22 protein-coding genes are annotated in these 24,940 nt (G+C 70.7%); 13 read left to right on the forward strand and 9 right to left on the reverse strand.

The features are described 5' to 3' along the window. Positions 1-39 precede the first annotated feature (39 nt). Both AB0O28_RS30605 and AB0O28_RS30610 read left to right on the forward strand, forming a co-directional pair. Positions 40-1,407: a PTS transporter subunit EIIC gene (locus AB0O28_RS30605; protein WP_363646023.1), complete on the forward strand. Its 1,368-nt coding sequence runs from the start codon at positions 40-42 to the stop codon at positions 1,405-1,407. 262 nt (positions 1,408-1,669) lie between these two features. Next, the gene (locus AB0O28_RS30610; protein ID WP_363646024.1) at positions 1,670-2,143 is read left to right on the forward strand and encodes an Rv3235 family protein; all 474 of its coding nucleotides are present in this window, start codon (positions 1,670-1,672) and stop codon (positions 2,141-2,143) included. Between the two features lie 89 nt (positions 2,144-2,232). Here AB0O28_RS30610 and secA read toward each other — a convergent pair whose 3' ends face one another. Beyond that, complete coding sequence (secA, locus tag AB0O28_RS30615; protein ID WP_363646025.1) at positions 2,233-5,034, reverse strand: preprotein translocase subunit SecA; 2,802 nt, start codon at positions 5,032-5,034, stop codon at positions 2,233-2,235. A 217-nt stretch (positions 5,035-5,251) separates the two neighbouring features. Here secA and AB0O28_RS30620 point away from each other — a divergent pair, with 217 nt between their 5' ends. Beyond that, entirely contained in the window at positions 5,252-5,524 is a 273-nt protein-coding gene (locus tag AB0O28_RS30620) for an HGxxPAAW family protein (protein ID WP_363646026.1), read from the forward strand. Positions 5,525-5,592: 68 nt separating this feature from the next. Continuing rightward, positions 5,593-6,807 (forward strand): crosslink repair DNA glycosylase YcaQ family protein, encoded by a 1,215-nt coding sequence (locus AB0O28_RS30625; protein WP_363646027.1) that lies wholly within the window; start codon positions 5,593-5,595, stop codon positions 6,805-6,807. A 2-nt stretch (positions 6,808-6,809) separates the two neighbouring features. Here the strand turns inward: AB0O28_RS30625 and AB0O28_RS30630 are convergent, their stop codons facing one another. Together AB0O28_RS30630 and AB0O28_RS30635 are read right to left on the reverse strand one after the other, a co-directional pair. Beyond that, positions 6,810-7,514, reverse strand: a complete 705-nt coding sequence (locus AB0O28_RS30630) for a response regulator transcription factor (RefSeq protein ID WP_142623623.1) — start codon at positions 7,512-7,514, stop codon at positions 6,810-6,812. A 248-nt stretch (positions 7,515-7,762) separates the two neighbouring features. After that, the gene (locus AB0O28_RS30635; protein ID WP_363646028.1) at positions 7,763-8,107 is read right to left on the reverse strand and encodes a hypothetical protein; all 345 of its coding nucleotides are present in this window, start codon (positions 8,105-8,107) and stop codon (positions 7,763-7,765) included. 209 nt (positions 8,108-8,316) lie between these two features. On the opposite strand from AB0O28_RS30635, the gene AB0O28_RS30640 reads away from it, so the two are divergent. Beyond that, positions 8,317-8,475 (forward strand): hypothetical protein, encoded by a 159-nt coding sequence (locus AB0O28_RS30640; protein WP_363646029.1) that lies wholly within the window; start codon positions 8,317-8,319, stop codon positions 8,473-8,475. Between the two features lie 152 nt (positions 8,476-8,627). Next, positions 8,628-8,951 carry a hypothetical protein gene (locus tag AB0O28_RS30645; RefSeq protein WP_363646030.1) on the forward strand — a complete coding sequence of 108 codons (324 nt, stop codon included), beginning with the start codon at positions 8,628-8,630 and terminating at the stop codon, positions 8,949-8,951. A 273-nt stretch (positions 8,952-9,224) separates the two neighbouring features. Here the strand turns inward: AB0O28_RS30645 and raiA are convergent, their stop codons facing one another. From raiA to mtrA, 5 genes are all read right to left on the reverse strand, one after another. Then, positions 9,225-9,896 (reverse strand): ribosome-associated translation inhibitor RaiA, encoded by a 672-nt coding sequence (gene raiA, locus AB0O28_RS30650; RefSeq protein WP_363646031.1) that lies wholly within the window; start codon positions 9,894-9,896, stop codon positions 9,225-9,227. Between the two features lie 527 nt (positions 9,897-10,423). After that, positions 10,424-11,170: a phosphoribosyltransferase family protein gene (locus tag AB0O28_RS30655; RefSeq protein ID WP_363646032.1), complete on the reverse strand. Its 747-nt coding sequence runs from the start codon at positions 11,168-11,170 to the stop codon at positions 10,424-10,426. A 44-nt stretch (positions 11,171-11,214) separates the two neighbouring features. Continuing rightward, positions 11,215-12,981 carry an LpqB family beta-propeller domain-containing protein gene (locus AB0O28_RS30660; RefSeq protein ID WP_363646033.1) on the reverse strand — a complete coding sequence of 589 codons (1,767 nt, stop codon included), beginning with the start codon at positions 12,979-12,981 and terminating at the stop codon, positions 11,215-11,217. Beyond that, positions 12,971-14,710 carry an MtrAB system histidine kinase MtrB gene (mtrB, locus tag AB0O28_RS30665; protein WP_363646034.1) on the reverse strand — a complete coding sequence of 580 codons (1,740 nt, stop codon included), beginning with the start codon at positions 14,708-14,710 and terminating at the stop codon, positions 12,971-12,973. Before mtrB ends, AB0O28_RS30660 begins: the two co-directional genes overlap by 11 nt. A 16-nt stretch (positions 14,711-14,726) precedes the next feature. Further along, positions 14,727-15,404 carry an MtrAB system response regulator MtrA gene (gene mtrA / locus AB0O28_RS30670; RefSeq protein ID WP_363646035.1) on the reverse strand — a complete coding sequence of 226 codons (678 nt, stop codon included), beginning with the start codon at positions 15,402-15,404 and terminating at the stop codon, positions 14,727-14,729. 293 nt (positions 15,405-15,697) lie between these two features. Here mtrA and AB0O28_RS30675 point away from each other — a divergent pair, with 293 nt between their 5' ends. Genes AB0O28_RS30675 through AB0O28_RS30695 form a run of 5 tightly spaced genes read left to right on the forward strand, consistent with a single transcriptional unit; the run spans position 15,698 to position 21,095 of the window. After that, the gene (locus tag AB0O28_RS30675) at positions 15,698-17,032 is read left to right on the forward strand and encodes a glycerophosphoryl diester phosphodiesterase membrane domain-containing protein (protein WP_363646036.1); all 1,335 of its coding nucleotides are present in this window, start codon (positions 15,698-15,700) and stop codon (positions 17,030-17,032) included. Next, positions 17,032-17,664, forward strand: coding sequence for a DUF4129 domain-containing protein (locus AB0O28_RS30680; protein ID WP_363646037.1), 633 nt, complete (start codon positions 17,032-17,034; stop codon positions 17,662-17,664). The genes AB0O28_RS30675 and AB0O28_RS30680 overlap by 1 nt, the downstream gene beginning before the upstream one ends. Further along, entirely contained in the window at positions 17,661-18,800 is a 1,140-nt protein-coding gene (locus tag AB0O28_RS30685; RefSeq protein ID WP_363646038.1) for a DUF4350 domain-containing protein, read from the forward strand. Before AB0O28_RS30680 ends, AB0O28_RS30685 begins: the two co-directional genes overlap by 4 nt. Further along, positions 18,797-19,762 carry a MoxR family ATPase gene (locus AB0O28_RS30690; RefSeq protein WP_363646039.1) on the forward strand — a complete coding sequence of 322 codons (966 nt, stop codon included), beginning with the start codon at positions 18,797-18,799 and terminating at the stop codon, positions 19,760-19,762. Before AB0O28_RS30685 ends, AB0O28_RS30690 begins: the two co-directional genes overlap by 4 nt. A gap of 7 nt (positions 19,763-19,769) precedes the next feature. Then, positions 19,770-21,095 (forward strand): DUF58 domain-containing protein, encoded by a 1,326-nt coding sequence (locus AB0O28_RS30695; protein WP_363646040.1) that lies wholly within the window; start codon positions 19,770-19,772, stop codon positions 21,093-21,095. 31 nt (positions 21,096-21,126) lie between these two features. On the opposite strand, the gene AB0O28_RS30700 is transcribed toward AB0O28_RS30695, so the two are convergent. Next, on the reverse strand, positions 21,127-22,119 hold the full coding sequence (locus AB0O28_RS30700) for a stage II sporulation protein M (RefSeq protein ID WP_363646041.1): 993 nt from the start codon (positions 22,117-22,119) through the stop codon (positions 21,127-21,129). Between the two features lie 181 nt (positions 22,120-22,300). Here AB0O28_RS30700 and AB0O28_RS30705 point away from each other — a divergent pair, with 181 nt between their 5' ends. Together AB0O28_RS30705 and AB0O28_RS30710 are read left to right on the forward strand one after the other, a co-directional pair. Next, the gene (locus tag AB0O28_RS30705; protein WP_363646042.1) at positions 22,301-23,212 is read left to right on the forward strand and encodes an RDD family protein; all 912 of its coding nucleotides are present in this window, start codon (positions 22,301-22,303) and stop codon (positions 23,210-23,212) included. 858 nt (positions 23,213-24,070) lie between these two features. Beyond that, positions 24,071-24,940, forward strand: an 870-nt coding sequence (locus tag AB0O28_RS30710; protein ID WP_363646043.1) for a DUF222 domain-containing protein, incomplete at its 3' end; no start/stop codon positions are given.

A 24,940-nucleotide genomic window follows, 5' to 3' on the forward strand; every position in this document is an offset into this window, starting at 1 on the left:
TCCTCCCTGTTCTCCCCCACCCCCTGGAGGAACACCCCGATGAGTTCCACCTCCGCCGACGCGGGCCTGCCCGCCGCACCTTCCACCAGTTCGCGCGTGATGGGCGTGCTCCAGCGGCTGGGGCGCTCCCTCATGTTGCCCATCGCCGTGCTTCCCGCCGCCGCGCTCCTCCTGCGCTTCGGCCAGCCGGACATGCTCGGCTCCAACGGCCCGGATCCGGGTGGTCTGGCCGACGTCGCCGGGTTCGGCTGGATGGCCAACGTCGCGAAGGTCCTCGCCAACGCCGGTGACGTGCTGTTCGGCATGCTGCCGCTGTTGTTCGCGATCGGTGTGGCCGTGGGCTTCGCCCGCAAGTCGGACGGTTCGACCGCCGTCGCCGCCCTGGTCGGTTACCTGGTCTTCGACCGGGTCTCGAAGGGCCTGTTCTTCGACGCGCCCGCGACGGACGCGGTGCACAAACGCGTCGCGCAGCAGGTGCTCGGCGCGGACGGCAAGGCCGCCGACGCGATCAACTGGGCGGCGGGCAATCCCACCGGCGTGCTCGGCGGCATCGTCATCGGCATCACGGCGGCCCTGCTCTGGCAGCGCTACTACCGCATCAAACTCCCCACCTGGCTGGCGTTCTTCGGCGGTCGCCGCTTCGTGCCGATCATCACGGCCTTCGCGGCGGTCATCCTCGGTGTCGTCTTCGGCCTCATCTGGCCGCCCGTCGGTGAGTGGATCAACAGCTTCGGCAAGTGGCTCGCGGACAACAGCGCGACCGGGGCGGGCGTCTACGGCGTCGCCAATCGCCTGCTGGTGCCGGTCGGCCTGCACCACATCATCAACTCGATCGTCTGGTTCCAGGTGCCTGGTTGCACCGTCAACGGCACCCAGTTCGCCGGCGACCTCACCTGCTACCTCCAGGGCGCGGACGGCTCGGGCGCCTTCATGGCCGGCTTCTTCCCGGTCATGATGTTCGGTCTCCCGGCCGCGGCCCTCGCGATGTGGCGGGCGGCTCCGGCGCACCGCCGGCCGGCGGTCGGCGGCATCATGATCTCGGCGGCCCTCGTCTCCTTCGTCACCGGGATCACCGAGCCGATCGAGTTCGCGTTCATCTTCGTGGCCCCGCTCCTGTTCGCGGTTCACGCGCTGCTCACCGGCGTCTCGATGGCTCTGGTGAGCTTGCTCGGCGGCAAGCTCGGCTTCGGCTTCTCCGCGGGTGCCACCGACGCGCTGTTGAACATCGGCAAGTCCAACACGCACAACTTCTGGCTCATCATGGGCATAGGCGTGATCTACGCCCTCGTCTACTACTTCCTCTTCAGCTTCCTCATCAAGAAGCTGAACATCATGACGCCAGGCCGGGAACCGGAGCCCGACGTGGACTCCGGGGAAAGCGCCGACACGGCGCCCGCCCGCGCCTGACGCGTCACGTCCCCTCTCAGGGAGCAGGGGTGCCCGGCGATCCCGGGCGCCCCTGTTGTGTTTCCCGTCATTGCGGATGCCGCTAATCGCCGATCATTCCGTGCGAAAATCCGGAACGATCACGCCAACCCGGATGGACTTTCCCGACAAACGGCGGCGAAGATCCTCGCAGGTCGGCAAAGTTGGCGTTCCCCGTATCAGGAGGGATGACCGCAACCTCTATTAGGCGTCAGGTTCACGGCGCACGAGAGCGGAGTCCCCGATGCCCAAGCCCGTCCCCCTGCCGCGGCTCGCGTCCGTCCCCCCGGCCGACCCGCCGTACGACGAGCACGACGCCGGTGCCGTCACACGTCCCGCCCCGCATCCCGGCACCTATCCCGGCACGTATGGCGCGCTCGCCCTGGCCCCGCCCCCGCGGAGTCCGGGCACGCCCACGGACGAGCGCCGTCTGCGGGGGCTCGGCCAGGCCCTCGCGGAGATCCTGGCGGGTCGCAGGCCGCCGGAGACCGTCGCCGGCCGGCTCACCGAGCGGGCCTACCGCGAACTGGTCCGGGCCGGGAAGATGATCGAGGCCGAACGGCCGCCCCTCACGGGCCTCCCCCACGTGCAGCGGCCCCGCGAGGGGGTGATCGAGATGTGCCTGCTCGTCCACTGCGGGCCGCGCAGTCACGTGCTCGCCGTACGGCTGGAGCGGCAGGGCGTGCAGTGGCTGGTCACCGAGTTCGAGACCGCATGACCCGAGACCGCATGACCCCGGCCCACGACGCGAAGGACCCCGCCGGGCAGGCCCGGCGGGGTCCGTCTCAGGTCACGCACCTGGTCGCGTCACGCCTGCTGGTTGCGCGGGTCACCATGGCAGCGCTTGTACTTCTTGCCCGAGCCGCAGGGGCAGGGCGCGTTGCGCTCGGTGTCGCCGTACGCGGCGCGCTGCTCGGGGGTCGACCGCACCCGGCTGACCTCCACGTCGCCGCTCTCGCCCGGCGCGCTGTAGACCATCTCGGCCGGCCGCGACGGCTGCCGCAGCGCCCTGGCGATGATCGAGCCGGTCTCGGAGAGCTCCGCGTCGTCCTCGGCGTTCTCCTCGACGATCGGGTTGGCCTGCACCTCGACCTCGAGGTTGAACAGGTAGCCGACCGACTCCTCCTTGATGCCCTCGAGCATCGCGGAGAACATCTCGTAGCCCTCGCGCTGGTACTCGATCAGCGGGTCCTTCTGGGCATAGGCGCGCATGCCGATGCCCTCCTGGAGGTAGTCCATCTCGTAGAGGTGCTCGCGCCACTTGCGGTCGAGCACCGAGAGGATGACCCGGCGCTCCAGCTCACGCATCGCCTCGGAGCCGAGCTGCTCCTCGCGGCGGTCGTAGGCCGCGAGCGCGTCCTCCTTGACCTTCTCGGCGATGAGCTCCGCCGTCAGCTCCTCCCGGTCGCCGCCGACCTGCTCGATGAGCTCGTCGACGGTGAAGGAGATCGGGTAGAGCTGGCCGAACGCCTTCCACAGCTTCTCGAGGTCCCATTCCTCGGCGAAGCCCTCGGCGGTGGCGCCCTTGACGTACTCGTCGATGACGTCGGTGACGAAACTGCGGACCTGCTCGTGCAGGTCGGCGCCTTCCAGCACCCGCCGCCGCTCGGCGTAGATGACCGTGCGCTGCCGGTTCATCACCTCGTCGTACTTCAGGACGTTCTTGCGGATCTCGAAGTTCTGCTGCTCGACCTGGTGCTGCGCGGAGGCGATGGCCTTGGACACCATGCCCGACTCGATCGGCACGTCGTCCGGGATGTTGAGCCGCGTCATGATCATCTCGACCCTGGCCGAGTTGAACAGCCGCATGAGGTCGTCCTCGAGCGAGAGGTAGAAGCGCGACTCGCCGGGGTCGCCCTGACGGCCGGAACGGCCGCGGAGCTGGTTGTCGATGCGCCGCGACTCGTGCCGCTCGGTGCCCAGCACGTAGAGGCCGCCGGACTCGGTGACCTCCTCGTGCTCGGCCTTGACGGCCTCCTTGGCCTTCTCCAGCGCCTCCGGCCAGGCCTTCTCGTACTCCTCCGGAGTCTCGGACGGCGACAGGCCGCGCTGCTGGAGCTCCAGGTCGGCGCGGAACTCGGGGTTGCCTCCGAGCATGATGTCGGTGCCTCGACCGGCCATGTTGGTCGCCACGGTGACCGCGCCCTTGCGGCCCGCCTCGGCGACGATCGCGGCCTCACGGGCGTGGTTCTTGGCGTTCAGCACCTCGTGCGGCACGCCCTGGCGCTTGAGCATCCGCGAGAGCTTCTCGGACTTCTCGACGCTGGTGGTGCCGACGAGGACCGGCTGGCCCTTCTCGTAGCGCGCCTTGATGTCGTCGACGCACGCCTGGAACTTGGCGTCCTCGGTCTTGTAGACGACATCGGGCTGATCCATGCGGACCATCGGCCGGTTCGTCGGGATCGGGACGACGCCCAACTTGTAGGTCTGGTGGAACTCGTTGGCCTCGGTGGCGGCCGTACCGGTCATGCCGGAGAGCTTCTCGTAGAGGCGGAAGTAGTTCTGCAGCGTGATCGTGGCGAGAGTCTGGTTCTCGTCCTTGATCTTCACGCCTTCCTTGGCCTCGATGGCCTGGTGCATGCCCTCGTTGTAGCGGCGGCCGTGCAGGACGCGGCCGGTGAACTCGTCGACGATCAGGACCTCTCCGTCGACGACGATGTAGTCCTTGTCCTTCTTGAACAGTTCCTTCGCCTTGAGCGCGTTGTTCAGGAACTGCACGAGGTGGGTGTGCTCGGGCTTGTAGAGGTTGTCGATGCCGAGCCAGTCCTCGACCTTCTCCACGCCCGCCTCGAGGATGCCGACGGTGCGCTTCTTCTCGTCGACGACGTAGTCGCCGGTGCTCTCCTCGCCGTCCTTGCCCTCGGTGCCGCGCCGCAGCCTCGGCACGATCTTGGCGAACTCCTGGTACCACTTGCCCGACTGCTCACCGGGACCGGAGATGATGAGCGGAGTCCTGGCCTCGTCGATCAGGATCGAGTCGACCTCGTCCACGATGGCGAAGTTGTGGCCGCGCTGGACGCACTCCTCCATCGACCACGCCATGTTGTCGCGGAGGTAGTCGAAGCCGAACTCGTTGTTCGTGCCGTACGTGATGTCGGCGTTGTACGCCTTGCGGCGCTCCTCCGGCGACATGTTGGCCAAAATGACGCCGACCTCCAGGCCGAGGAACCGGTGGACGCGGCCCATGGTCTCGGCGTCGCGCTTGGCCAGGTAGTCGTTGACCGTGACGACGTGGACGCCCTTGCCCGAGATCGCGTTGAGGTACGCGGGAAGCGTACAGGTGAGCGTCTTGCCCTCACCGGTGCGCATCTCGGAGATGTTGCCCATGTGCAGGTTGGCGCCACCCATGAGCTGCACGTCGAAGTGGCGCTGACCGAGGACCCGGCGGGCGGCCTCGCGGACGGTCGCGAACGCCTCGGGCAGCAGGTCGTCGAGAGACTCACCGTCGGCGTGGCGCTGCTTGTACTCGTCGGTCAGGGCGCGGAGCTCGGCGTCGGACAGGCTCTTGAAGTCCTCTTCGATGGAGTTGACCTGCTCGGCGATGCGCTTGAGCTTCCGCAGAGTCTTGCCTTCGCCGGCGCGAAGGATCTTGTCGAGAATGGCTGGCACTTTTGTAAAGCTCCTCGCAGGTCTACCCCGGCCGATCACCGGGGTGTGAGGACGAGACATACTTCCCCGCTAGCCATCGTAGGCGGTTCCCGTACCAGACACACCCACCTGCAATCGACGGAGCGCCGCGGCACAATCGCGTATCCCATAAGGGAAAACCGCGCCCAAGGTTCCCCCGATGTTCGGACCACCTCCGTCATCAGGTAGAAAACGGGGTATGGCACAGAGCGGACACCAGGGCAGCCACGCGGGAAGCGCCAAATCATGGCTTGCCGTCATCGTCATCCTCATCGGCTTCACATGCGGGGGCGTGGCGCTGACCCTCGGCCCGAACTGGCTGTTCGTCTGGGTCGGCGTGGGCATCTGCGCCGTCGGCGGGCTGCTCGCGCTCGCGTTCGACATCTTCTCGGACGTGATCGTGGACGCTCCCCGGGAGATCCCGGTGCAGGAGCACCACTCTCCGTTCGAGCACCGGTCGATCAGCTCCTGAGGTCCGCGGCGCCCGCGACCGAACCGGCGTAGGCGTTTTGTCGGTCACCGCGTCTAGCATCTTCGGCTGTGACCGATCTGACCGCCGACCTCACCGCTGACGAGGCCCGCAGGATCATCCTCCGGGCCCAGGGTTTCCTCGGCGCCGCCGCCCGCGGCGGCGGCGTCCCCGCCATGTTGCGGCGCATCGGCGCCGTCCAGCTCGACACCATCTCCGTCCTCGCCCGCTCCCACGAGCTCGTCGCGTACGCGCGCCTCGGGCCGGTCGGTCGCGCCGCGGTCGAGCGGGCCTATTGGGACGACCCCGCCCGGGCCTTCGAGTACTGGTGCCATGCCGCCTGCGTCCTGCCCATCGAGCAGTGGCCGCTGTACGCCTTCCGCCGCCGCGCTTACCGGGAGCGGCGGTTCCGCTGGCACGAGGTGCCGCCGGTCGTCGACAAGGTCCTGGAGCAGGTGCGCTCGGACGGCCCGCTGACGACGGCCGACATCGGCGGCGCCAAGAATGGAGGCCCGTGGTGGGACTGGTCGGACACCAAGATCGCCATCGAGTTCCTGCTCGACATCGGTGAGGTCGTCTGCACCCGCCGCGTCGGCTGGCGGCGCGTCTACGAGCTGGCCGAGCGCGCGGTGCCGGCGGAACTGCTCGCCCAGGACCTGTCCGACGAGGAGTGCGTGGCCCGGCTGACCGCGATCGCCGGGCGGTCGCTCGGCGTGGCGACCAGAGCCGACCTGGTCGACTTCACCCGGGTCAAGGGAAGCCACGCCGCCATGCTCGACGAGGCGCTGCTGAGCGGCGCCGCCGGCCTCGTGCCCGTCAGCGTGTCGGGCTGGCCCGCTCGGCGCGGCGCCGCCGCGAACGGCCCCAATGCCTGGGCGGACCCCGCGGCGCTGGAGAGCGAGCCGCGCGGGCGCCACCGCACCACGCCGCTGTCGCCCTTCGACTCGCTCATCTGGGAGCGGTCGCGGGCCGAGCGCGTGTTCGGTCTCAACCACCGTCTGGAGGCGTACGTCCCGAAGGACAAGCGGGTGCACGGCTACTTCGCGATGCCGGTGCTCGCGGGCGGGCGGATCATCGGCCGGGTCGACCCGGCCCGCGAGGGCGCCACGCTGGTCGCCCGGCAGGTCGGATTCGAGCCGGGCGGCGGCCGCACGAGGGCCGTGGAGGCGATGAGCGAGGCCCTGTGGGAGGCCGCGAGCTGGGTCGGCTGCACCGACGTGCGGGTGGACCGGGTCGGCACGCCGGACCTGGAGGCCCCGCTACGCGCCGCCATAGCCGCGCGGTAGCGTCAGGTGATCTCCAGCAGCCGCTCGCGAACGGCGTAGACCACGGCCTCCATGCGCGAGTGCAGCTGGAGCTTCTCCAGGATGTTGCGGACGTGGTTCTTCACCGTGTTCTCGGAGATGAACAGGTCCTTGGCGATCTCGCGGTTGTTCATGCCCTTGGCGACGAGACGCAGGACCTCCATCTCCCGATCGGTCAGGCGGGGAACCGGGAGCTGAGGGGGCCGCTCGGCCTCCTTGCGGCTCATGTTCGCGAACTCGCTGATCAGCTTGGCCGCCATGGCGGGGTTGATCAGCGACTGGCCCTCGTGGACGCCGCGCACGGCGTCGGGCACCTCGTCGATCTGGACGTCCTTGAGCAGGTAACCGGTCGCGCCCGCCTTGATCGCCTCGAAGAGGTCCTCCTCCTCGTCGCTGACCGTCAGCATGATGATCCGGGTGCTGGGCACGGATTCCTTGATCTTCCGGGTCGCCCCGATGCCGTCCAGCCTCGGCATGCGCACGTCCATCAGGACCACGTCCGGCATCAGGCGATCCGCGAGCTCGACGGCCTCCTGGCCGTCGCTCGCCTCGCCCACCACCTCGATGTCCGCCTCCGCGGCCAGCGCGAGCTCCAGGCTGCGGCGGATCAACGCGTGATCGTCGACGATCAGCACACGGATCGGCTCGCTTCGACCGGCTGCGCGGGCCGCCTCGTCGGGTCGGGTCACGGAACCTCCTTGCGGGGGTCAAGGACGCTGTCGTTCCGCCCCGGCGAACCGTGGCGGTCAGCGCGCTGACCGCCATCATGGCACGGTTCCGGACCCGATGCGGATCTTCGTCGTGGCGTTACTACCCCCGACACCAGGACATACCTGGGCGAACGACACCTCACATCGCACGCATGCGTACCGCCTCACGATACGTGCCCGCACCCCCGGCTCACGCGCTCAGACTCGGCGTCATGCGGCCAGGCTCGTCAAAGGAGGTCGTACCTGGCGAACACGTCCACAACGATGGGACCCACCGGACTTATCTGGCGGAGAACCTTCCTCAGCAGGTCCTGCCGGGACATCAGCGACTGCAGTGGGAGCCCCGGCGTGACCGTGTCGGGGACGGCCGCCGCGGCGCCCCTGAGCGCCGCGGCCCGTTCACGCAGGCTGCCGCTGACCGTTCCTGCGCCGCGCCGCATCGCCCCCAGCTCGGCCCGCACCCGGTCCCGATGCGGGCCCTTCCAATGCATCCGGTCCATCAGTGCGCCGACCGGCTGAAGCACCTCGTCAATGGCCTCGGCCAAATCCTCGTGTTCATGTGCCGATCGCATTGCAGCGTCATCCCCGTTATTCCATCCGATCGAGTCGGGCGGCTGCTAGGTTCTTGTCTCGTGGATCCGGAACGGGTGGCCGACGCCGACGAACTGGAAATGTTGGCCAAGCCGCTCACCGACAAACGACAACTCGCGGAGCAGTACTGCACCCGGGCCTGCCACCTCGTCGGACAAGCCCAGGCCACCTCGCTGGCGGCCATGCTGCGATGGGCCGGGACACCGCCACCGAGCTGGGCAACCGCGCCGCGATCGTCCGTTACGGGGAAAAGGGCGGAGACCCGTTCGGCGCATTGTCGACATTCGGCCTCACCACCGCGATCGGCACAGTTTCCAGTCAGGATCGAACACGGCTGGAAAAGACCTGAAGTCAGTCATCGACCACAACGCGACAGCCCGCCCGGAACAACGCGCGGAGGCGATCAGGAAATTCTTCGGGAAACCGACCGCGGCCGAGCGAGCCTCGCTCGCGATAGGGCAGCCCGAGGTGGTCGGGCGGTTGGACGGTGCTCCGGCCCCGGTGCGCTACGCCGCCAACCGGCCCCTGATCGAGCGTGCCCTCGCGCATGACCAGAAGGACCTGACCGCGTTGAAGGCCACCGACCCCAAAAATGCTCAAGTGGCACTCCTGGAGAAGCGAGTGGCCCGCATGACGGAGTTTCTGCAACCCCGGGTGACCGGCGACGGGTGCGTACAGACCTTCATGGGGTCGCCGAAGCTGGATGACGAGCAGTTCGGCGCCGGCAACGCACGGGTTCTGGTCAAGGAACAGCAGAGCAGGGGTTCCGCAGTGGAAGGCGGGAATCCGGCGCCGAACGCGCGGGTGTGGGTGGCATCAGCGTAGGGGTGCCGGATTCGCCTGTCGGCATCAGCATCGGGGGCGACACGGAATGTGTGAAGAATCCCGGCGACTGATCTGACCTGACGGCGGCTCGCCGTCGAGGCGACCGTGCGGCGATCCCTGATTCCGCCTCGGGACCCGTGGAAGAGACGCCGGATCCAACCGGGCGCCGGGGGTGGGAGGCGTTCCGCCGGGCGAACGGTCCGGCTCACGCGGGAGTACGGGACGCGGGCCGGGCCCCGCTGGCGCGAGGTCCGGCCCACGAAGGGCGAGGTGTCAGCTCTCGACGAGCCTGAGGACTCCGTAGTCGTAGCCGCGCCGCCGGTAGACGACGCTCGGCTGGCCGCCTTCCTTGTCCCGGAAGAGGTAGAAGTCGTGCCCCACCAGCTCCATCTCCAGGAGCGCCTGGTCGATCGTCATGGGGTCGGCCTTATGGAACTTCTCGCGTACGATCAGCGGTCCTTCGCCGTCCATCTCGATCGGCACGATGGGCTCGGAGCCTTCGCTCATCTCCGCGGCGGACTCCTCCGGGATCTCGGCGACCGGCGACGGCTCCGGTTCCACCCGGAGGGTCTTGAGCTCCCCCTCCTGGACCTCCGCCACCGCGGTGTACGAGGCCACCGAGCGAGGATAGTTCTTCCCATGGTGAATCTTGCGGCGGTCGGCGAGGCGCCGAAGCCGCTCCTCCAGCTTGCCGATGGCGATGTCCAGCGCCGAGAACCGGTCGTCCGCACAGGCCTCGGCGCGGATGGCGGGGCCCCGCGAGTGGATCGTCAGCTCCACCCGTTCGCGCTGCCCGCTCTGCCGGTGATTGGGCTCCTTCGAGACCTCTACGTCGATCTGGATGAGCTTGTTGTTGAGCTTCTGGATCCTGGCCAGCTTGGACGTCACTTGATCGCGGAACCGGTCACCCACAGTGGTGTGCCGCCCCTTGACGATGATTTCCACGCAAAGCCCCCCTTCGCACATCGACGGTGGTACACGTGCTCGATGGACACCCGTCCGGCCGACCTGGTCTTCGTCCCCACATCCGCCTGCTGAGGGGTTCGCAGCTCACTCGCCACTACTGCCCTTCTCCTCTTACGGGGGACATCTGGACCCCCGGGAGGGCAGGACTTACCTCTAAGCCGCACCGTGATCGGTCGACCAAGAGTCGCCTTACGTGGGCCGTTTCGCCTGCGGCTGGCATCGGCTAACCAGGCCGGACTCCACAGGGGAGTCGGCCCGGCGCAACCACGGACCCGAACGGGTGCCATGTCTGAACGCTAGTCGCTACCACCTTGGATGTCAGCCAGGAGATCGGCTAAACGATCACTTTGCGTGATCCGGGTTGCCGTCTCGCCGATGGAAAATTCGCGGTCATGTTCTGGGAATCCCCACTGGCGCGTCGCCCACACCTGGATTGAGCAGGCAAGTCGCCACGAATGCGGCCCGCGACCGCTCCCCTGCGACACACCTCAGGCTTGCCCCAGTATTTACTGTCTGTGATATTCAGCATTCCGACGTATCCGACGTCTCCGGCGTGTCGCGGCGACGGTCACCGCCGCGGCGGGCTCGGTGCCCGCGGCGCGCAACGCCCTGGCCGCCTCCGCCAGCGTCGTCCCCGTCGTCACGACGTCGTCCACCAGGACCACGGCGACGTCCTCCAGGCCCCGGCCACGAGGCCGTGGCCGCGCCGCCGCCCCCCGCCCGGCCTCGAAGGCGCCGGAGAGGTTGGCGGCCCGCTCCGCCGATCCCAGCCCCGCCTGGTCGGCGACACGCCGGCTGTGCCGCAGCAGGGGTGCGAGGGTGGCGGGCCGGCCTCGCCGGCACAGCTCTCGGGCCGCCGCCGCGGCGACGGCGCGTACGGGATCGTGCCCGCGGCTGCGGGACGCGGCCCTGGCGCTCGGCACCGGCACCAGCCACACCTCGCGGGCCGCTGCTCCCCCGCCCGGCGGCAGGGCGGCCGCCCACGCGGTCACGCAGGCGCTCACGGACGCGGCCAGGACCGGCACCAGGGCCGTACGGCCGCGTTCCTTGCAGGCGAGGATCATGCGCCGGGCCGCGCCGTCATAGGCGGTGGCCGACCAGCACTCCGGCAGGCCCGGAGGCGGCGGGTCCGGTGGCCGGGGAGCGGGCTCCCGCAACAACTCGGCCGTACAGGACGGGCAGGCCACCGCGCCCGGCGCGCCACATCCGGCGCACCGGGACGGAAGGATCAGGTCGAGCAGGGCCGCACGCACGCCCCCAGCGTGCCGCCCGCCACCGACAAAACGCTTCCGGCAGCTCAGCCGAGGGGGTAGATGGGCGTGGCGGCGCCGTTGTCGGCGCGCGGGGTCCACGCGTGCTTGTCCATGCTGTAGGTGAGGACCTGGCCCTCCTCGGCCGCCGCGAGGATGTGGTCGGGGACGGCGGCGATCGACTTGATCTTCGAGTCGAGCTTGATGGGGCCGTCGTTGGGGACGACGCCCTCCATGACCGACCAGGTGGTGAGTTCCTGGCCGCTCTTGCCTTCGGCCAGCACGAGCAGGTCGGCGGCGTCCTGCCAGGCGATGTCCTTGATCTTCTGCGCGTCGCGCGGCTCGATGAGGGTCTGTACGGACTCGATCCGCGTCTGCAGGCCGTTGCGGACGATCGTGCCGATCTTCACGGAGGTGCCGAGACCGTCGTCGACGATCGCCGCGATCCGGGCTCCGTCGCGGGAGACCCGCAGCTTGACGATGCGCCCGTACGCAAGTTCGTCGTTGATGTCCACACGGTGGGCCCGGCCGTTCTCGGCCATCCAGACCCGGCTCTCGTGCGGGCTGACCCTCTCGGCCGACCAGACGGTGCCGTAGCGGTCCCAGGAGGGCGGGCTCATGTCCCCGCCCGCGATCCACCGCTGCCACTGGCCGCCCGTGGACATCGGGGCGACGTAGACGCCGTCGCCGTTCATCAGGGCGGCCACGAGGGGCGGGAACTCGTTGGTGCTCGAGACGGCCGGCTGGGAGAACTTCACCGCCTGCTCGCCCGCCGCGCCGGGCACCGGCGTGCCGTCGCCCTTCTCCCTGAACTGCAGCAGCCTGCCGCCCTGCATGTAATAGGCCTGCACGGAGCCGGTCAGCACGTTCGGGTCGTACCGCGCGTAGTCGGCGGGCCGGAAGCGCGCGCCGGACCCGCCGTTCACGCGGATCTCGACGGTCCGGCCGGTGACCAGTTCGCCGAGCGTCCACACGAGCTGCGCCTTCAGCGCGTCGAGACGGTCGGAGGGCACCGACTCCAGCGCCGAGGAGAAGTCGAGCACGACCGTGTCGCCCTCGACGGTGATCCGGTTGAGCCCGGCGCCCGGCGGGAACGCGCTGCTGACCGCGTTCCTGATGGACGAAGTCGGCCCGGCGAGCAGGCGGCGGACCAGCGTCTCGGGCACCCCCCTGCTGGGTTCGATCGGCACCCACACCCGGTCGGCCACGAGGCCGGTCTCCCGGGTGGCCGGCGGAAAGTACAGGTCCACCTTCCGATACGCGCGCCACAGGTCGTCGTACGACAGCAGGCGGGCGTCGGGCAGCGTGTCGATTCGCCACTCGCCGTTCAGCTTCACCAGCGTGAACGGCTCAACAACCGGGCCGGCGGCCGGGGTGGACCTGCCCTCCGGGTCGATTTTGGCGACCGCGGTGCCCTTCAGCGTCACCGTCGTCCGCGTGGCCTCCTGGAGGTCCAGCGTGCGGTCCGGCTCGAACTTGCCCTCGTAGATGCGGGTCTGCCGCCACGGGTTCCAGCGCTTGGCCGCGTCCGGGGTGAGATAGTCCCTGGCGACGCTCAGCTCTCGGTCGTCGAAGGCCGCCATGGCCGCCTGGAAGCCCTTGACGATGTCTTCGGGCAGGGCGCCCTTCTTCGGCCGGGTCGCGATGAGCCGCACGTACGGCTGGCTGAGCGTGTCCTTGCCGTGGTCCTCCTGGGCCGGGCGGGGGCTGCCGCCCGTGGGCACGGTGGCGCACCCCGCCCCGCCGGAGACCAGGACGAGCGCCGCGCCCGCGGCCGCGGTGAGACGACGGGCGCGGAGCCGCTCACTCAGCATCAAAGGCTCCCGCGTCCACGTTCTCCCGCATCCTTGGTGCCGTCTCCACCGGCGCCGGGGTCAGGACCGGCGTGGCGTGGCCGCGCCACGTGCGCCGCATCTCGACCTCCGGCGGCACGAGCGGGAGCGGCGACCCGCGCAGCGGAGCTCCCGCCACGCGCGGCAGCGACAGGCGGAACTGGCTGCCCTCCCCCGGCGCGCCCCACGCCTGGAGCCAGCCGCCGTGCAGCATGGCGTCCTCCCGCGAGATCGCCAGGCCGAGTCCTGTGCCGCCGATGGTCCGCGCGCGGGAGGGATCGGCCCGCCAGAAGCGGTCGAACACCATCGTCTCCTCGCCCGATTTGAGGCCGACCCCGTGGTCGCGTACGGCCACGGCCACCGCGTCGCGGTCGGCGCCGAGCGTGACGACGATGTCCTTGCCCTCGCCGTGCTCGATGGCGTTGAACAGCAGGTTGCGCAGGATGCGCTCGACTCTGCGGCTGTCCACCTCGGCCATGCACGGCTCGTTGGGCAGGCGCAACTCGAACCGGGTGGCCTGCCGCTCGGCGAGCGCCTCGGAGTCGCCCACCGCGCGCAGGACCACGTCGCGCATGTCGACGGGATCCAGGTCGAGGGTGGCCGCTCCCGCGTCGTAGCGGCTGATCTCCAGCAGGTCGGCGAGCATCGACTCGAAGCGTTCGAGCTGGTTCTGCATGAGCTCGGCGGCCCGGGCGGAGGCGGGGTCGAAGTCCTCGCGGCCCTCGTACAGCAGGTCGGCGGCCATGCGGACGGTCGTCAGCGGTGTGCGCAGCTCATGGGAGACATCGGAGACGAACTGCCGCTGCACCTGCGAGAGCTCCTCCAGCTGGTGGATCTTCACGGCGAGATTGGACGCCATCTCGTTGAACGAGGTCGCCAGCCGGGCGAGGTCGTCCTCCCCGCGCACCTTGAGCCGCTCCTCCAGCCGGCCGGCGGCGAGCCGTTCCGCCGCCTGGCGCGCGAGCCGTACGGGCGTGACCACCTGGCGGGTGACCAGCGAGGCGACTCCGGCGAGCAGCAGCACGAGCGCGGCTCCCGCGCCGAAGACCATCCGCTGGACGGTGAGCAGCGTCTTCTCCTCGTCGCCGAGCGGGAAGACGTGGTAGATCTCGTAGGCGCCGTTCACCCGGGCGCCGACCACCATGCCGCTCTCGGGCTGCTTCGCGCCGATGTACCGGATCTTCGTGAATGCCTTGGTGAGCGACTGCTCTTCGCTGTTCTGGACCTTCGCCCGCAGGGATTCGGGGATGCTCGTCCAGTCGACCTGCCCGGACGCCCGGCCCTCGCCGGCCGAGCTCTCGTTGAAGACGACGACGTCATAGCGGCCGCCGGAGCGGTCGGTCAGGGCCTTGGCCGCCGCGTCGACGGGGTTGACCGTCTGTCCCTGAGCCGTCGCGTCCTGGGCCATGTCGGTCACATCCGTGGGCTGAGTGAGGTAGCCGCTCGCGGTGGCGACGTTCGCCCGCGACTCCTCGACCGCGGCCACCTCGCTGGTGGTCAGCACCGACGCGCTGATCGACTGCATCAGGAAGACGCCGAGAACGACCACGACGGCCATCGACAGCACCAGCGTGCTGGTGACGACGCGAAGCTGGAGCGAGCGGCGCCAGACGCGCCGCAGCCGGCCCGCGAGGCGGCGCGCGCGTCTGCGGACCCCGCGGCCGATCTGGCCCGGGGTCCGGCGGCGGCGTTTCCTCGCGGGGACCGGCATGGCGATGACGTGCGGCTTAGGCCGGGCCGGCCTTGTAGCCCACACCCCGGACCGTCACGACGATCTCCGGGTGCTCGGGGTCCTTCTCGATCTTCGCGCGCAGGCGCTGGACGTGCACGTTGACCAGGCGGGTGTCGGCGGCGTGCCGGTAGCCCCAGACCTGCTCCAGCAGTACCTCGCGGGTGAAGACCTGACGGGGCTTGCGGGCCAGCGCGACCAGCAGGTCGAACTCCAGCGGCGTGAGATTGATGGTCTCCTCGCCCCGCTTGACCGAGTGGCCGGCGACGTCGATGGTGATGTCGCCGATCTGCAGGATCTCGGGCGTGGGCTCGTCGGTGCGGCGCAGGCGGGCACGCACGCGGGCGACGAGTTCCTTGGGCTTGAACGGCTTGACGATGTAGTCGTCCGCGCCGGACTCCAGGCCGAGCACCACGTCGATGGTGTCGCTCTTGGCGGTGAGCATCACGATCGGGACCCCGGACTCGGCGCGGATGCGACGGCAGACGTCGATGCCGTCGGCGCCGGGGAGCATCAGATCGAGCAGGACGAGGTCCGGCCGGGCGTCCCTGAAGGCGTCGAGCGCCTTGTCGCCATCGGACACGAACGACGGTTCGAAACCCTCCCCGCGCAAGACGATGCCGAGCATCTCGGCGAGAGCGGCGTCGTCGTCGACGACCAGCACGCGTCCTTTCATGGCCCCTCATTCGTACGCGTATGGGAGATTTGGGCGTTTATCACAGGTTCCCCCGCAGGCTACCGTGGCGACGGCTTTGGTGTTACCCGACCATGACAGTGGATGGAGTTTAGGCGCAGCAGACGAAGCGCGCGATTACCTGACCAGATGCGGTCACACCGGCGGGAATCCCGTGGTGCGGTCACGTTCCAAGTGTGCGCCCGTGCCCCCCGTTTCGGCCATCCCCGAGGACCTTCCGCCCGAGAGCCTTGACGTTCGCGCGGCAGGCCCGTACATCATGCCAGGATTGGGACATGACAGACGGCCCCGGCTCTACCCCCGACGTGCCCTCCGGCTGGGCGGCCGAGCAACCTCCCCCGTACGGCGGGGCAGCCGGGTCCTCCTGGACCTCTCCCGGTCCGTCGCAGAGCGCGTACCCGTCCGCACAGTATCCGTCCGCGCCGCATCCGTCCGCGCAGTATGCGCCCCAAGCGGGCGGGCCGTACGGATACCGGCCGCCGGACGCGCCGCGGCCGGGCGTCATCCCGCTGCGGCCGCTGGCACTCGGCGACATCCTCGACGGCACGATCAAGCTGATCCGGTCCAACCCCAAGGCGACGCTCGGCCTGTCGGCGATCGTCGCCGCGATCACCGCGATCCCGACCGCCGTCGGGCAGGCCTTCTCCTTCGGTGCGATCGGCGAGTTCGTGACCGACCCGTACACCGCCGGCACGGCGGATGATCCCCTCGCCGGAGGGGCGTCACAGCTCATCGGCGGGGTCCTCGGCTACGTCATGACGTTCGTGGGCACGACGATCCTCACGGGCGTCCTCACCCGGGTGCTCGGCCGGGCGGTGTTCGGCGGGCGCATCACGGTGGGCGAGGCGTGGCGCCTGGCACGGCCGCGGGTGCCCGCGCTGTTCGGACTGGTGCTGCTGCAGGCGCTCATCCTTCTGTTGCCGCTGCTGGCGCTCATCGCGGTGCTCGTGGGTGTCACGGCGGCCGGCGCGTTCGACGGCGCGGACAGTGCAGCCGTGGGCGCCGTGGTCGTCGCCGTCCTGCTGTTCTTCGTGGCCTACGTCCCTTATCTGCTGTTCCTTTACACGCGCCTGTCGCTGGCGGCCCCCGCGATCGTGCTGGAGGGGCGCGGGGTCACCGACGCCATGAGCAGGTCGTGGCGGCTGGTGAAGGGCGACAGCTGGCGGGTCCTCGGCATCCTGCTGCTCACCTCCCTGCTCGGAGGCATCATCAGCAGTGTGCTGGCGATTCCGTTCACGTTCGGCGGCATGCTCCTCGGGATGCTGAACGGCACCGCCGCCGGGACCGCGGCTGCGGCGTTCCTCCTGGCGGTCGGCCAGGTCATCGCCTCCATGATCACCTACCCCTTCCAGGCGGGCGTGACCGGGCTGTTGTACGCCGACAGGCGGATGCGGGCCGAGGCGTTCGATCTCGTGCTGCAGACGGCGGCGGCACGGGACCAGGCGCAGGGCTGGGTCCACGCCGGGGTCGACGACCTGTGGCACCCGAGTTACGCCCTCGGGGCCGGGCCCTACTACGGGGCTCCGCCGAACGGCCCTTATGACCAGCACGGGCCGTACGACCAGCACGGGCCGTATGGACCGTATGGACCGTACGGGCCACAGTCGTGATGACCGTGCGGGCGGCGGCGTTGCTCGCCTCGCCCGTGGACGTCGGCCGCGGCCAGGCCGCGCGGGAGGCGGCGCGGGAGCTGTCCGGGGCGGGCTACCAGCACGAGTCGCTGGTCGACCGGCTGCAGCGGGAGATCTCGCAGGTCCTCGGCGACCTCATGAACGGCGGCACGGGCGAGGGCGGCGTGGTGTCGCTCGTCGTGATCGTCGTCGTTCTCGCCGTCCTGGCGATGCTCGTTCTGTGGGCCCTGCGCCGCTTCTCCGGAGGCCGGCGTACGGAGAGCGGAGCGGTGTTCGGGCAGCGTGAGCGCACGGCCGCGGAACATCGCGCCGAGGCCGAACGTCTGGCGGCCGAGGGCGGATGGGCCGGCGCCATCCAGGAGCGGCTGCGTGCGGTGGCCCGCGAACTGGAGGAACGCGCCGTCGTCCGCCCGATGCCCGGCCGAACCGCCATGGAACTGGCCGAGGTCGCCGGTCAGGCGCTGCCGCCCCACGCGGCGGACCTGCGCACGGCCGCGCGTCTGTTCGACGACGTCACCTACGGCGGGGCCGGCGGCACCCGGGAGGGTTACCTGACGCTCACCGCCCTGGACGAGCGCCTGCGGTCGGCCCGCGCGGGCGTGGCCTCGTGACCGCGGCCAACGCCACGAGGGGGCGGCGGGCGGCCTGGGCCACGCTGCTGGTGGTGCTCGTGCTCGGCGCGGCGGCGCTGCCGGTGCTGCTGACCGGGGGACAATCCGCCGGCCGCGCCCTCGACCCGGCCGACACCTCCCTCAACGGAGGCGCCGCCCTCGCCCGGCTGCTGGAGGCGCACGGAGTGGAGGTGGCCCGCGTGGAGACTCCCGCCGCGGCCATGTCCGCCGCCGGGCCGTACACCCTGCTGCTGGTCACCGAGGCGAGCTTCCTGGACCGCGGCACCGCCGGCCGCCTCGCCGTGGCTTTCGGCGACCGGCTCGTCGTCGGCTTCGTGCCGTACCTCGACGTGCTCGCCCCCGGCGTACGCGAAGACGGCCAGGCGCGTACCCGCTCCCGGTCCCCGCGGTGCGTACTGCCGGAGGCGGTACGGGCCGGCGACGCCTACACCGGCGGCACGTCCTTCACAGGCCCCCCGGGGTCCACGGGCTGCTACCCGGCCGGAGACGGCCACACCCTGGTCCGCTACACGACCGACGGGCACACGGTGACCGTGCTGGGCGACGCGTCGTTCATGACCAACCTGCGCCTCGCCGAGGACGGCAACGCGGCGCTCGCGTTGAACCTGGCCGGGGCACGGCCGAAACTGGTCTGGCTCGCCGAGCCGGACGACCCCGCCGAGGCCGGTGCCGGGACGGACGAGCAGACCCGTTCGCTCGGCGACCTCATCCCCGGCGGCGTGAAGTGGGCGGTCCTCCAGCTCGTCGTCGCGGTGGCCGTGGCCGCCCTGTGGCGGGGGCGCAGGCTCGGGCCGGTCGTGGTCGAGCGCCTGCCCGTGGTCGTACGGGCCGCCGAGACCGTCGAGGGGCGCGGGCGCCTGTACCGGTCCCGCCGCGCCAGGGACCGGGCGGCCCTCGCGCTGCGGGCCGCCGCGGCCGACCGGCTCGCCCCTCGCCTCGGACTGCCCACCACAGCGACCGCTGAGGAGGTCGCCGTCGCGGCGGCGGCGCGTACCGGCCGGGACCCCGAGCCCGTGCTGGCGCTGCTGTGCGGCCCGCCGCCCGGCGACGACACCGCGCTGGTGGCCCTCGCCGCCCACCTGGACACACTCGAAAGGCAGGTACGAGACTCGTGACCACACCTGATTCGGACGCGGACGCCGCACGCGAGGCGCTCGCGGCGCTGCGGGCGGAGGTGGCCAAGGCGGTCGTGGGCCAGGACCCGGTCGTCACCGGCCTGGTCATCGCGCTGCTGTGCCGGGGTCACGTGCTGCTGGAGGGCGTGCCCGGCGTGGCCAAAACCCTGCTCGTACGCACGCTGTCGGCCACGCTCGCGCTCGACTTCAAGCGGGTGCAGTTCACCCCCGACCTGATGCCGGGCGACGTCACGGGGTCACTCGTCTACGACGCGCGGACGGCGGAGTTCGAGTTCCGCGAGGGACCGGTCTTCACCAACCTGCTGCTCGCCGACGAGGTCAACCGCACTCCGCCGAAGACCCAGGCCGCTCTTCTCGAGGCCATGGAGGAACGGCAGGTCAGCGTCGAGGGCGAGGCCCGCGCGCTGCCCGATCCGTTCATCGTCGTGGCGACGCAGAACCCCGTCGAATACGAGGGCACCTATCAACTCCCCGAGGCGCAGCTCGACCGGTTCCTGCTCAAGCTCACCGTGCCGCTGCCGCCGCGCGAGCAGGAGATCGCCGTCCTCGAACGGCACGCGCTCGGTTTCGACCCGCGCGACCTCACGGAGATCAAGCCGGTGGCGTCCGCGGCCGACCTCGCGGCGGGACGCCGGGCCGTCGCGCAGGTGCACGTGGGCCCCGAGGTGCTCGGCTACATCGTGGACGTCGCCCGGGCCACCCGGCAGTCGCCCTCGCTCCAGCTCGGCGTCTCACCCCGGGGGGCCACCGCGCTGCTCGCCGCCGCGCGGGCGTGGGCATGGCTGTCGGGCCGGTCGTACGTCACGCCGGACGACGTGAAGGCCCTGGCGCGGCCCGCCCTGCGCCACCGGGTGGGGCTGCGTCCGGAGGCCGAACTGGAGGGCGCCACCCCCGACGGCATCCTGGAGGGCATCCTGACCGCCGTACCCGTTCCCCGGTGAGGGCCACGTGGCGCTGACCGGACGCGCGGGCCTGCTCGCCGCCCTCGCCGCGATCGTCGTGCTCCTCGCCCCCGCGCCCGGCCTGGTCGTGACGGCCGCCGCTCTGGTGCTCGCCGTGCTCGTGGTGGCCGATCTGCTGCTCGCGGGCGGCGTACGCGGGCTGCGGTTCGAGCGCGACGGCGAACGGCGGGTGCGGCTCGGGCAGCCGGTGACGATCGGCCTCATCGTGGACAACCCCGGCCCCCGGCGGGTGCGGGGCGTGCTGCGCGACGCCTGGCAGCCCTCGGCCGGGGCCGCTCCGCGCCTCACGAGGCTCGACGTGCCGCCCCGCGAGCGGCGGCGCCTGGTCACGACGCTGACGCCCACCCGCAGGGGCGACAGGGAGGCCGTGGCCGTGACGGTCCGCTCGGTCGGGCCTCTCGGCCTGGCGGCGCGGCAGCGGACGTTCCACGTGCCGTGGACCGTCCGGGTGCTGCCGCCGTTCCTCAGCCGCAGGCATCTGCCGGCGCGGCTGGCCCGGCTGCGCGAGCTCGACGGACGGCACCCCGCGCTGGTGCGCGGGCAGGGCACCGAGTTCGACTCGCTGCGCGAGTACGTGGTGGGCGACGACGTCCGCTCGATCGACTGGCGGGCGAGCGCCCGGCGCAACGACGTCGTCGTACGCACCTGGCGGCCCGAGCGCGACCGCCGCGTGCTGATCGTGCTCGACACGGGCCGCACCTCGGCGGGCCGGGTCGGCGTGGCGCCGGTGCCCGGTTCCGGCCCTTCCGGGTGGCCCCGGCTGGACTGGTCCATGGACGCCGCGCTGCTGCTGGCCGCCCTCGCCTCGCGGGCCGGCGACCGCGTCGACTTCCTCGCCTACGACCGGGCCGTACGGGCCCAGGTGTCCGGCGCGTCGCGTACCGAACTGCTGTCGTCGCTGGTCGACGCGATGGCGCCGATCGAGGCGGAGCTGGTCGAGGCCGACGCGGCCGGGATGGTGGCGGCCGTGCTGTCCAGGGCCAGGCGGCGCTGCCTCGTGGTGCTGCTGACCGACCTGAACGCGGCGGCGATGCAGGAGGGCCTGCTGCCCGTGCTGCCCGGCCTGTCGTCCCGGCACATGGTTCTGGTGGCCTCCGTCGCCGACCCGCGGGTGGCCGGCATGGCGGCCGGGCGGGGCACCGCCGAGGCCGTCTACGACGCCGCGGCGGCCGAGCGGCTGCGCGGCGAGCGGCGCGAGATCACCGCCGTGCTGCGCCGCCACGGCGTGGAGGTCGTGGACGCCCTGCCCGAGGACGTCGCCCCCGCGCTCGCCGACGCGTACCTCGCGCTGAAGGCCGCCGGCCGGCTCTGAGCTCCTGCACGCCGTTTTCGGGGGGTGATCTTCAGGCGGTGGGCGCGAGGTCGGGGGCGTGCTCGATGTCCCCCGTCTCGTTCGCGCGTTCCGCGCGGCGGCCGAAGACGATCACGTACGCGAGGAAGAGCGCCTCCGCGAGCGCCCCGATGGAGATGCGCGCCCAGGTCGGCAGGCCGGACGGGGTGACGCCCGCCTCGATGAGCCCGGAGACGAGCAGCACCACGACCAGGCCGAGCGCGACGCTCATCACGGCCCTGCCCTGCTCGGCCAGCGCCTCGCCGCGCCGCCTCGGGCCGGGATCGACGATCGTCCAGCCCAGCCGCATTCCCGCGCCCGCCGCCAGGAAGATCGCGGTGAGCTCCAGCATGCCGTGCGGCAGGATCAGGCCCCAGAACACGTCCGCCTTGCCGTGCGAGTGCATCAGACCGCCCATGAGCCCCACGTTGGCCGCGTTCTGGAACAGCATCCAGGGGATGGGCAGGCCGAGCAGGATCGCCGAGACCACGACCTGCACGGACAGCCAGGCGTTGTTCAGCCACACGTGCCCGGCGAACGACGCCGCCGGATTCTCGGAGTAGTAGTCGGCGAAATCGTGTTCGACGATCTGCCGGATCTCCTCGGGCGTGCCGATGAGGCTCTGCACTGCGGGATCGCGCGCCACCCACACGCCCACGACGTACGCGACCGCGAGTGAGGCCAGCGTGGCGCCGATCCACCACCGGCGCGCCCGGTAGGCCACCGCGGGGAACGACACCGTGAAGAACCGGGCCACCTCCCGCCAGGCCGGGCTGTGGGCGCCCGTGACAGCCGACCGCGCCCTGGCCACCAGCGACGACAGGCGTCCGACGAGAAGGGCGTCGGACGACCCCGACCGCACGATGGACAAGTGGGTCGCCGCCCGCTGGTAGAGCTCGACCAGTTCGTCGACCTCTTCTCCGCGCAGCGAGCGCCGCCGCCGTACGAGATCGTCCAACCGGTCCCAGGACGGCTTGCTCGCGGCGACGAACGCATCGATGTCCACGATCGGACCCTATCGCCGGCGCGAGGCGCGCCGCCGTGTCCGAACCGGGGAGCGCGGCCCGAGCGGCGACGGGGGCCGCTCACGGTGGGCGCCGCCGGCGCGAACGCGGGCTTTCGGCCGGTCGCAGGCCGCCGAAGTCGCGGCGGTTGGAGCCGGTGATGAAGACAGTAGGGTGCGCAGTGTGTCCGAAGTCGTGACCGGCGAGGCCGTCGTCGTCGAGGTTCGCATCGCCCAGTTCTCCAGCCGCGCCCTGGCCTTCCTCATCGACTGGGCCGTCCAGTGGACCGTGATCATCCTCGCGACCGTACTGGTCGCGCAGGCGTCCCTGGTGACCGACGAATCTCTGGCCGTCGGTCTGCGCATCCTGTTCGTCGTGCTGGTCACGGTGGGCTACCCGGTCGCGTTCGAGACGATCAGCCGGGGCCGCTCGCTGGGCAAGCTCGCCCTCGGCCTGCGTGTGGTGAGCGACGACGGCGGACCGGAGCGCTTCCGGCAGGCGCTGTTCCGCGGGCTCGCCGGGTTCCTGGAGTTCTGGACGTTCTTCGGCGCCCCCGCGCTCATCACCTCGCTCCTCAACCAGCGCGGCAAGCGCCTCGGGGACGTGTTCGCCGGGACAACCGTCATCGGGGAGCGCACGCCGGGCCAGGCCCCGCCGCCGGAGATGCCTCCGCCGCTCGCCTCGTGGGCCGCGACCCTGGAGCTGTCCGGGCTGTCCGACGACCTGGCCAACACCGCGCGGCAGTACCTGTCCCGGTGGCACCAGCTCAGCCCGCGAATGCGGGATGAGATGGGGATGCGTGTGGCCGGACAGATCAGCGCACAGGTGGCACCGCCGCCCCCGCCCGGCGTTCCGCCGTACGCCTACCTGGCCGCCGTACTGGCCGAACGCAGACGCCGCGAGGAGATGCGGCTCGCCCGAGCCCGTTCCACGCCCCCGCCGTACGGCCGGCAGGCGTACGGCCGGCAGGGGCACGGGATGCAGGGGCACGGGGGGCCGACGCCGACGCCTCCTTCGCCGCCTCCGGCGAGGGAGGCGGGACCGCCGCGCGGAGAGGCTCCGACGACATCGGGAGGATTTGTTCCGCCCATTTAGGTGTAGACCCGGATTTGCGGGGCACCTGTGGTCATTGCAGGTCATGGGGCATACCTGCAGTGGGGTTGAGGCGGGCATCGCCGGTGCGTGAGGGAGAGGCCGCACCGGAGGTGCCCGCCTCCTTGTCCGTGTCGCTCGTGTATGTCCACGCCCTTTGCCGGCCTGGTCTCACTGCGGAACCCGGTGTCCTCACTCCCTTCCACTCCGCTCGCTGAACCCCGGTGAACGCCTCTCGACGGCGCACCGGCTTGTTCTGTGTGGGCTGGTGCCCGCCGGGCCCCACCCCTCCTGCCGTGCTCGCGATACGAGCCCTGGCTCTTGCCTGTCGAGCATGTCCAGGGCGTTGGCCCGCAGGTCGCCGACTCCTTTGTCGGGCGATCACCGAGCGGCTTGCCGGGATCCGGCGGGTGCGCGAGATACGGAAAAGCCGGCCCTCTCGCACTCCATCTCACTGTCGAGAACGGGCTCGTCACTCGCTACCACATTTTCGAGGACAGCCTCACCGTCGCGCGAGCTCTCAGCGCCCGGCACGGAAGGACCGGACCGCGGGCAGACGAAGCCGAGCCGACCCGACCGTAGGACCTCGCCCTGATCCTTCGTGGGCCTTCAGTGTCCGTCCTTCCGGGGCGGACGGACACTGAAGGCTCCGCACATTCCAGGTTCCCGGCACATCGGCGGCAGCAACCGATAACCGGCAATTCAAAAAATTGCCGCGATTAGCCACATATGCGGCCGCAATGCCGTCAGCGCCCTTTTCTGTGACTCCAAGAAATCCCCAGGCGAACTTGCGCCTCGCTCTCGATGGATGACAGAATTCATACAAGCTTTCGAATTCAGGAGTGATTGAGGACAGGGGGCGTGATGGATCTGTTTCAGTTCGATCATAATTGCCCTCGCCACTCGAACAGCATCGACGACGGCTGGTGGGATCGCCTGATCGCCGGTTCCCCTTTCTGGTCGTCGGAGGGTTCGCTTGCCCGTGACGAATTCCCCGGTGGTCGTCTTCTGAGCGGGAACCCTGAAAGGCAGGGTTCCAAAAGCCCACGCAGCGCTTCAGTCAGTGACGGTTCGGTCAATGACAGTTCCGTCAATGACCGTTCGACCGATGCGCAGGGCGACGTGACCACTGATGGCTGTGCCGCGCGTGGCGGTGCTGACGGCACCAGAGCCGGAAGTTCCGGAGCCGATAGCGCCTTCAGGGCTGGTGCGGCGGATGCCGGGGGTGCTGGCGGTGGTGCCGACAGCGCCGATGACGCCGGTTCCGATGGCGCTGGTGCCATGGGTAGCGGTGGTGCCGGGTCTGTCGGGGATGTCGGTGGTGGTGCGGGTCGGGGCCGGGGTCGGTCGTCGGGGGTGCGGTCGTCGTGGGTGTTGGTGGCCTCGTTGCGGGAGTCGGCGCAGGCGTTGGCGTTGGCGCCGGTTCCCGACGATGCCGGTGTGTGCCTGGCCGAGGCCGAGGACCTGATGTTCGCCCGGGATCGGATCACCTCGGCGTTGGCGGATCGGGTGGGGCGGGTGCATCGGGCGGGGCAGGCCCGGCAGCATGGGCATGCCTCCACTCGCTGCTGGTTGCGTACCGCGGGTGGGTTGAGTGTGGCGGGGGCGGGCCGGCTGCTGACGTTGGGCGTGGAGCTGGCGCGGTTGCCGCGGGTGCGGGAGGCGTTTGCGGGCGGTGAGCTGTCGGCGGGGGTGGTGGAGGCCATCTGTGTGGCCACCGAGCACCTGACC

The sequence above is a fragment of the Microbispora sp. NPDC088329 genome (genome assembly GCF_040685655.1).
Classification (GTDB): Bacteria; Actinomycetota; Actinomycetes; order Streptosporangiales; family Streptosporangiaceae; genus Microbispora.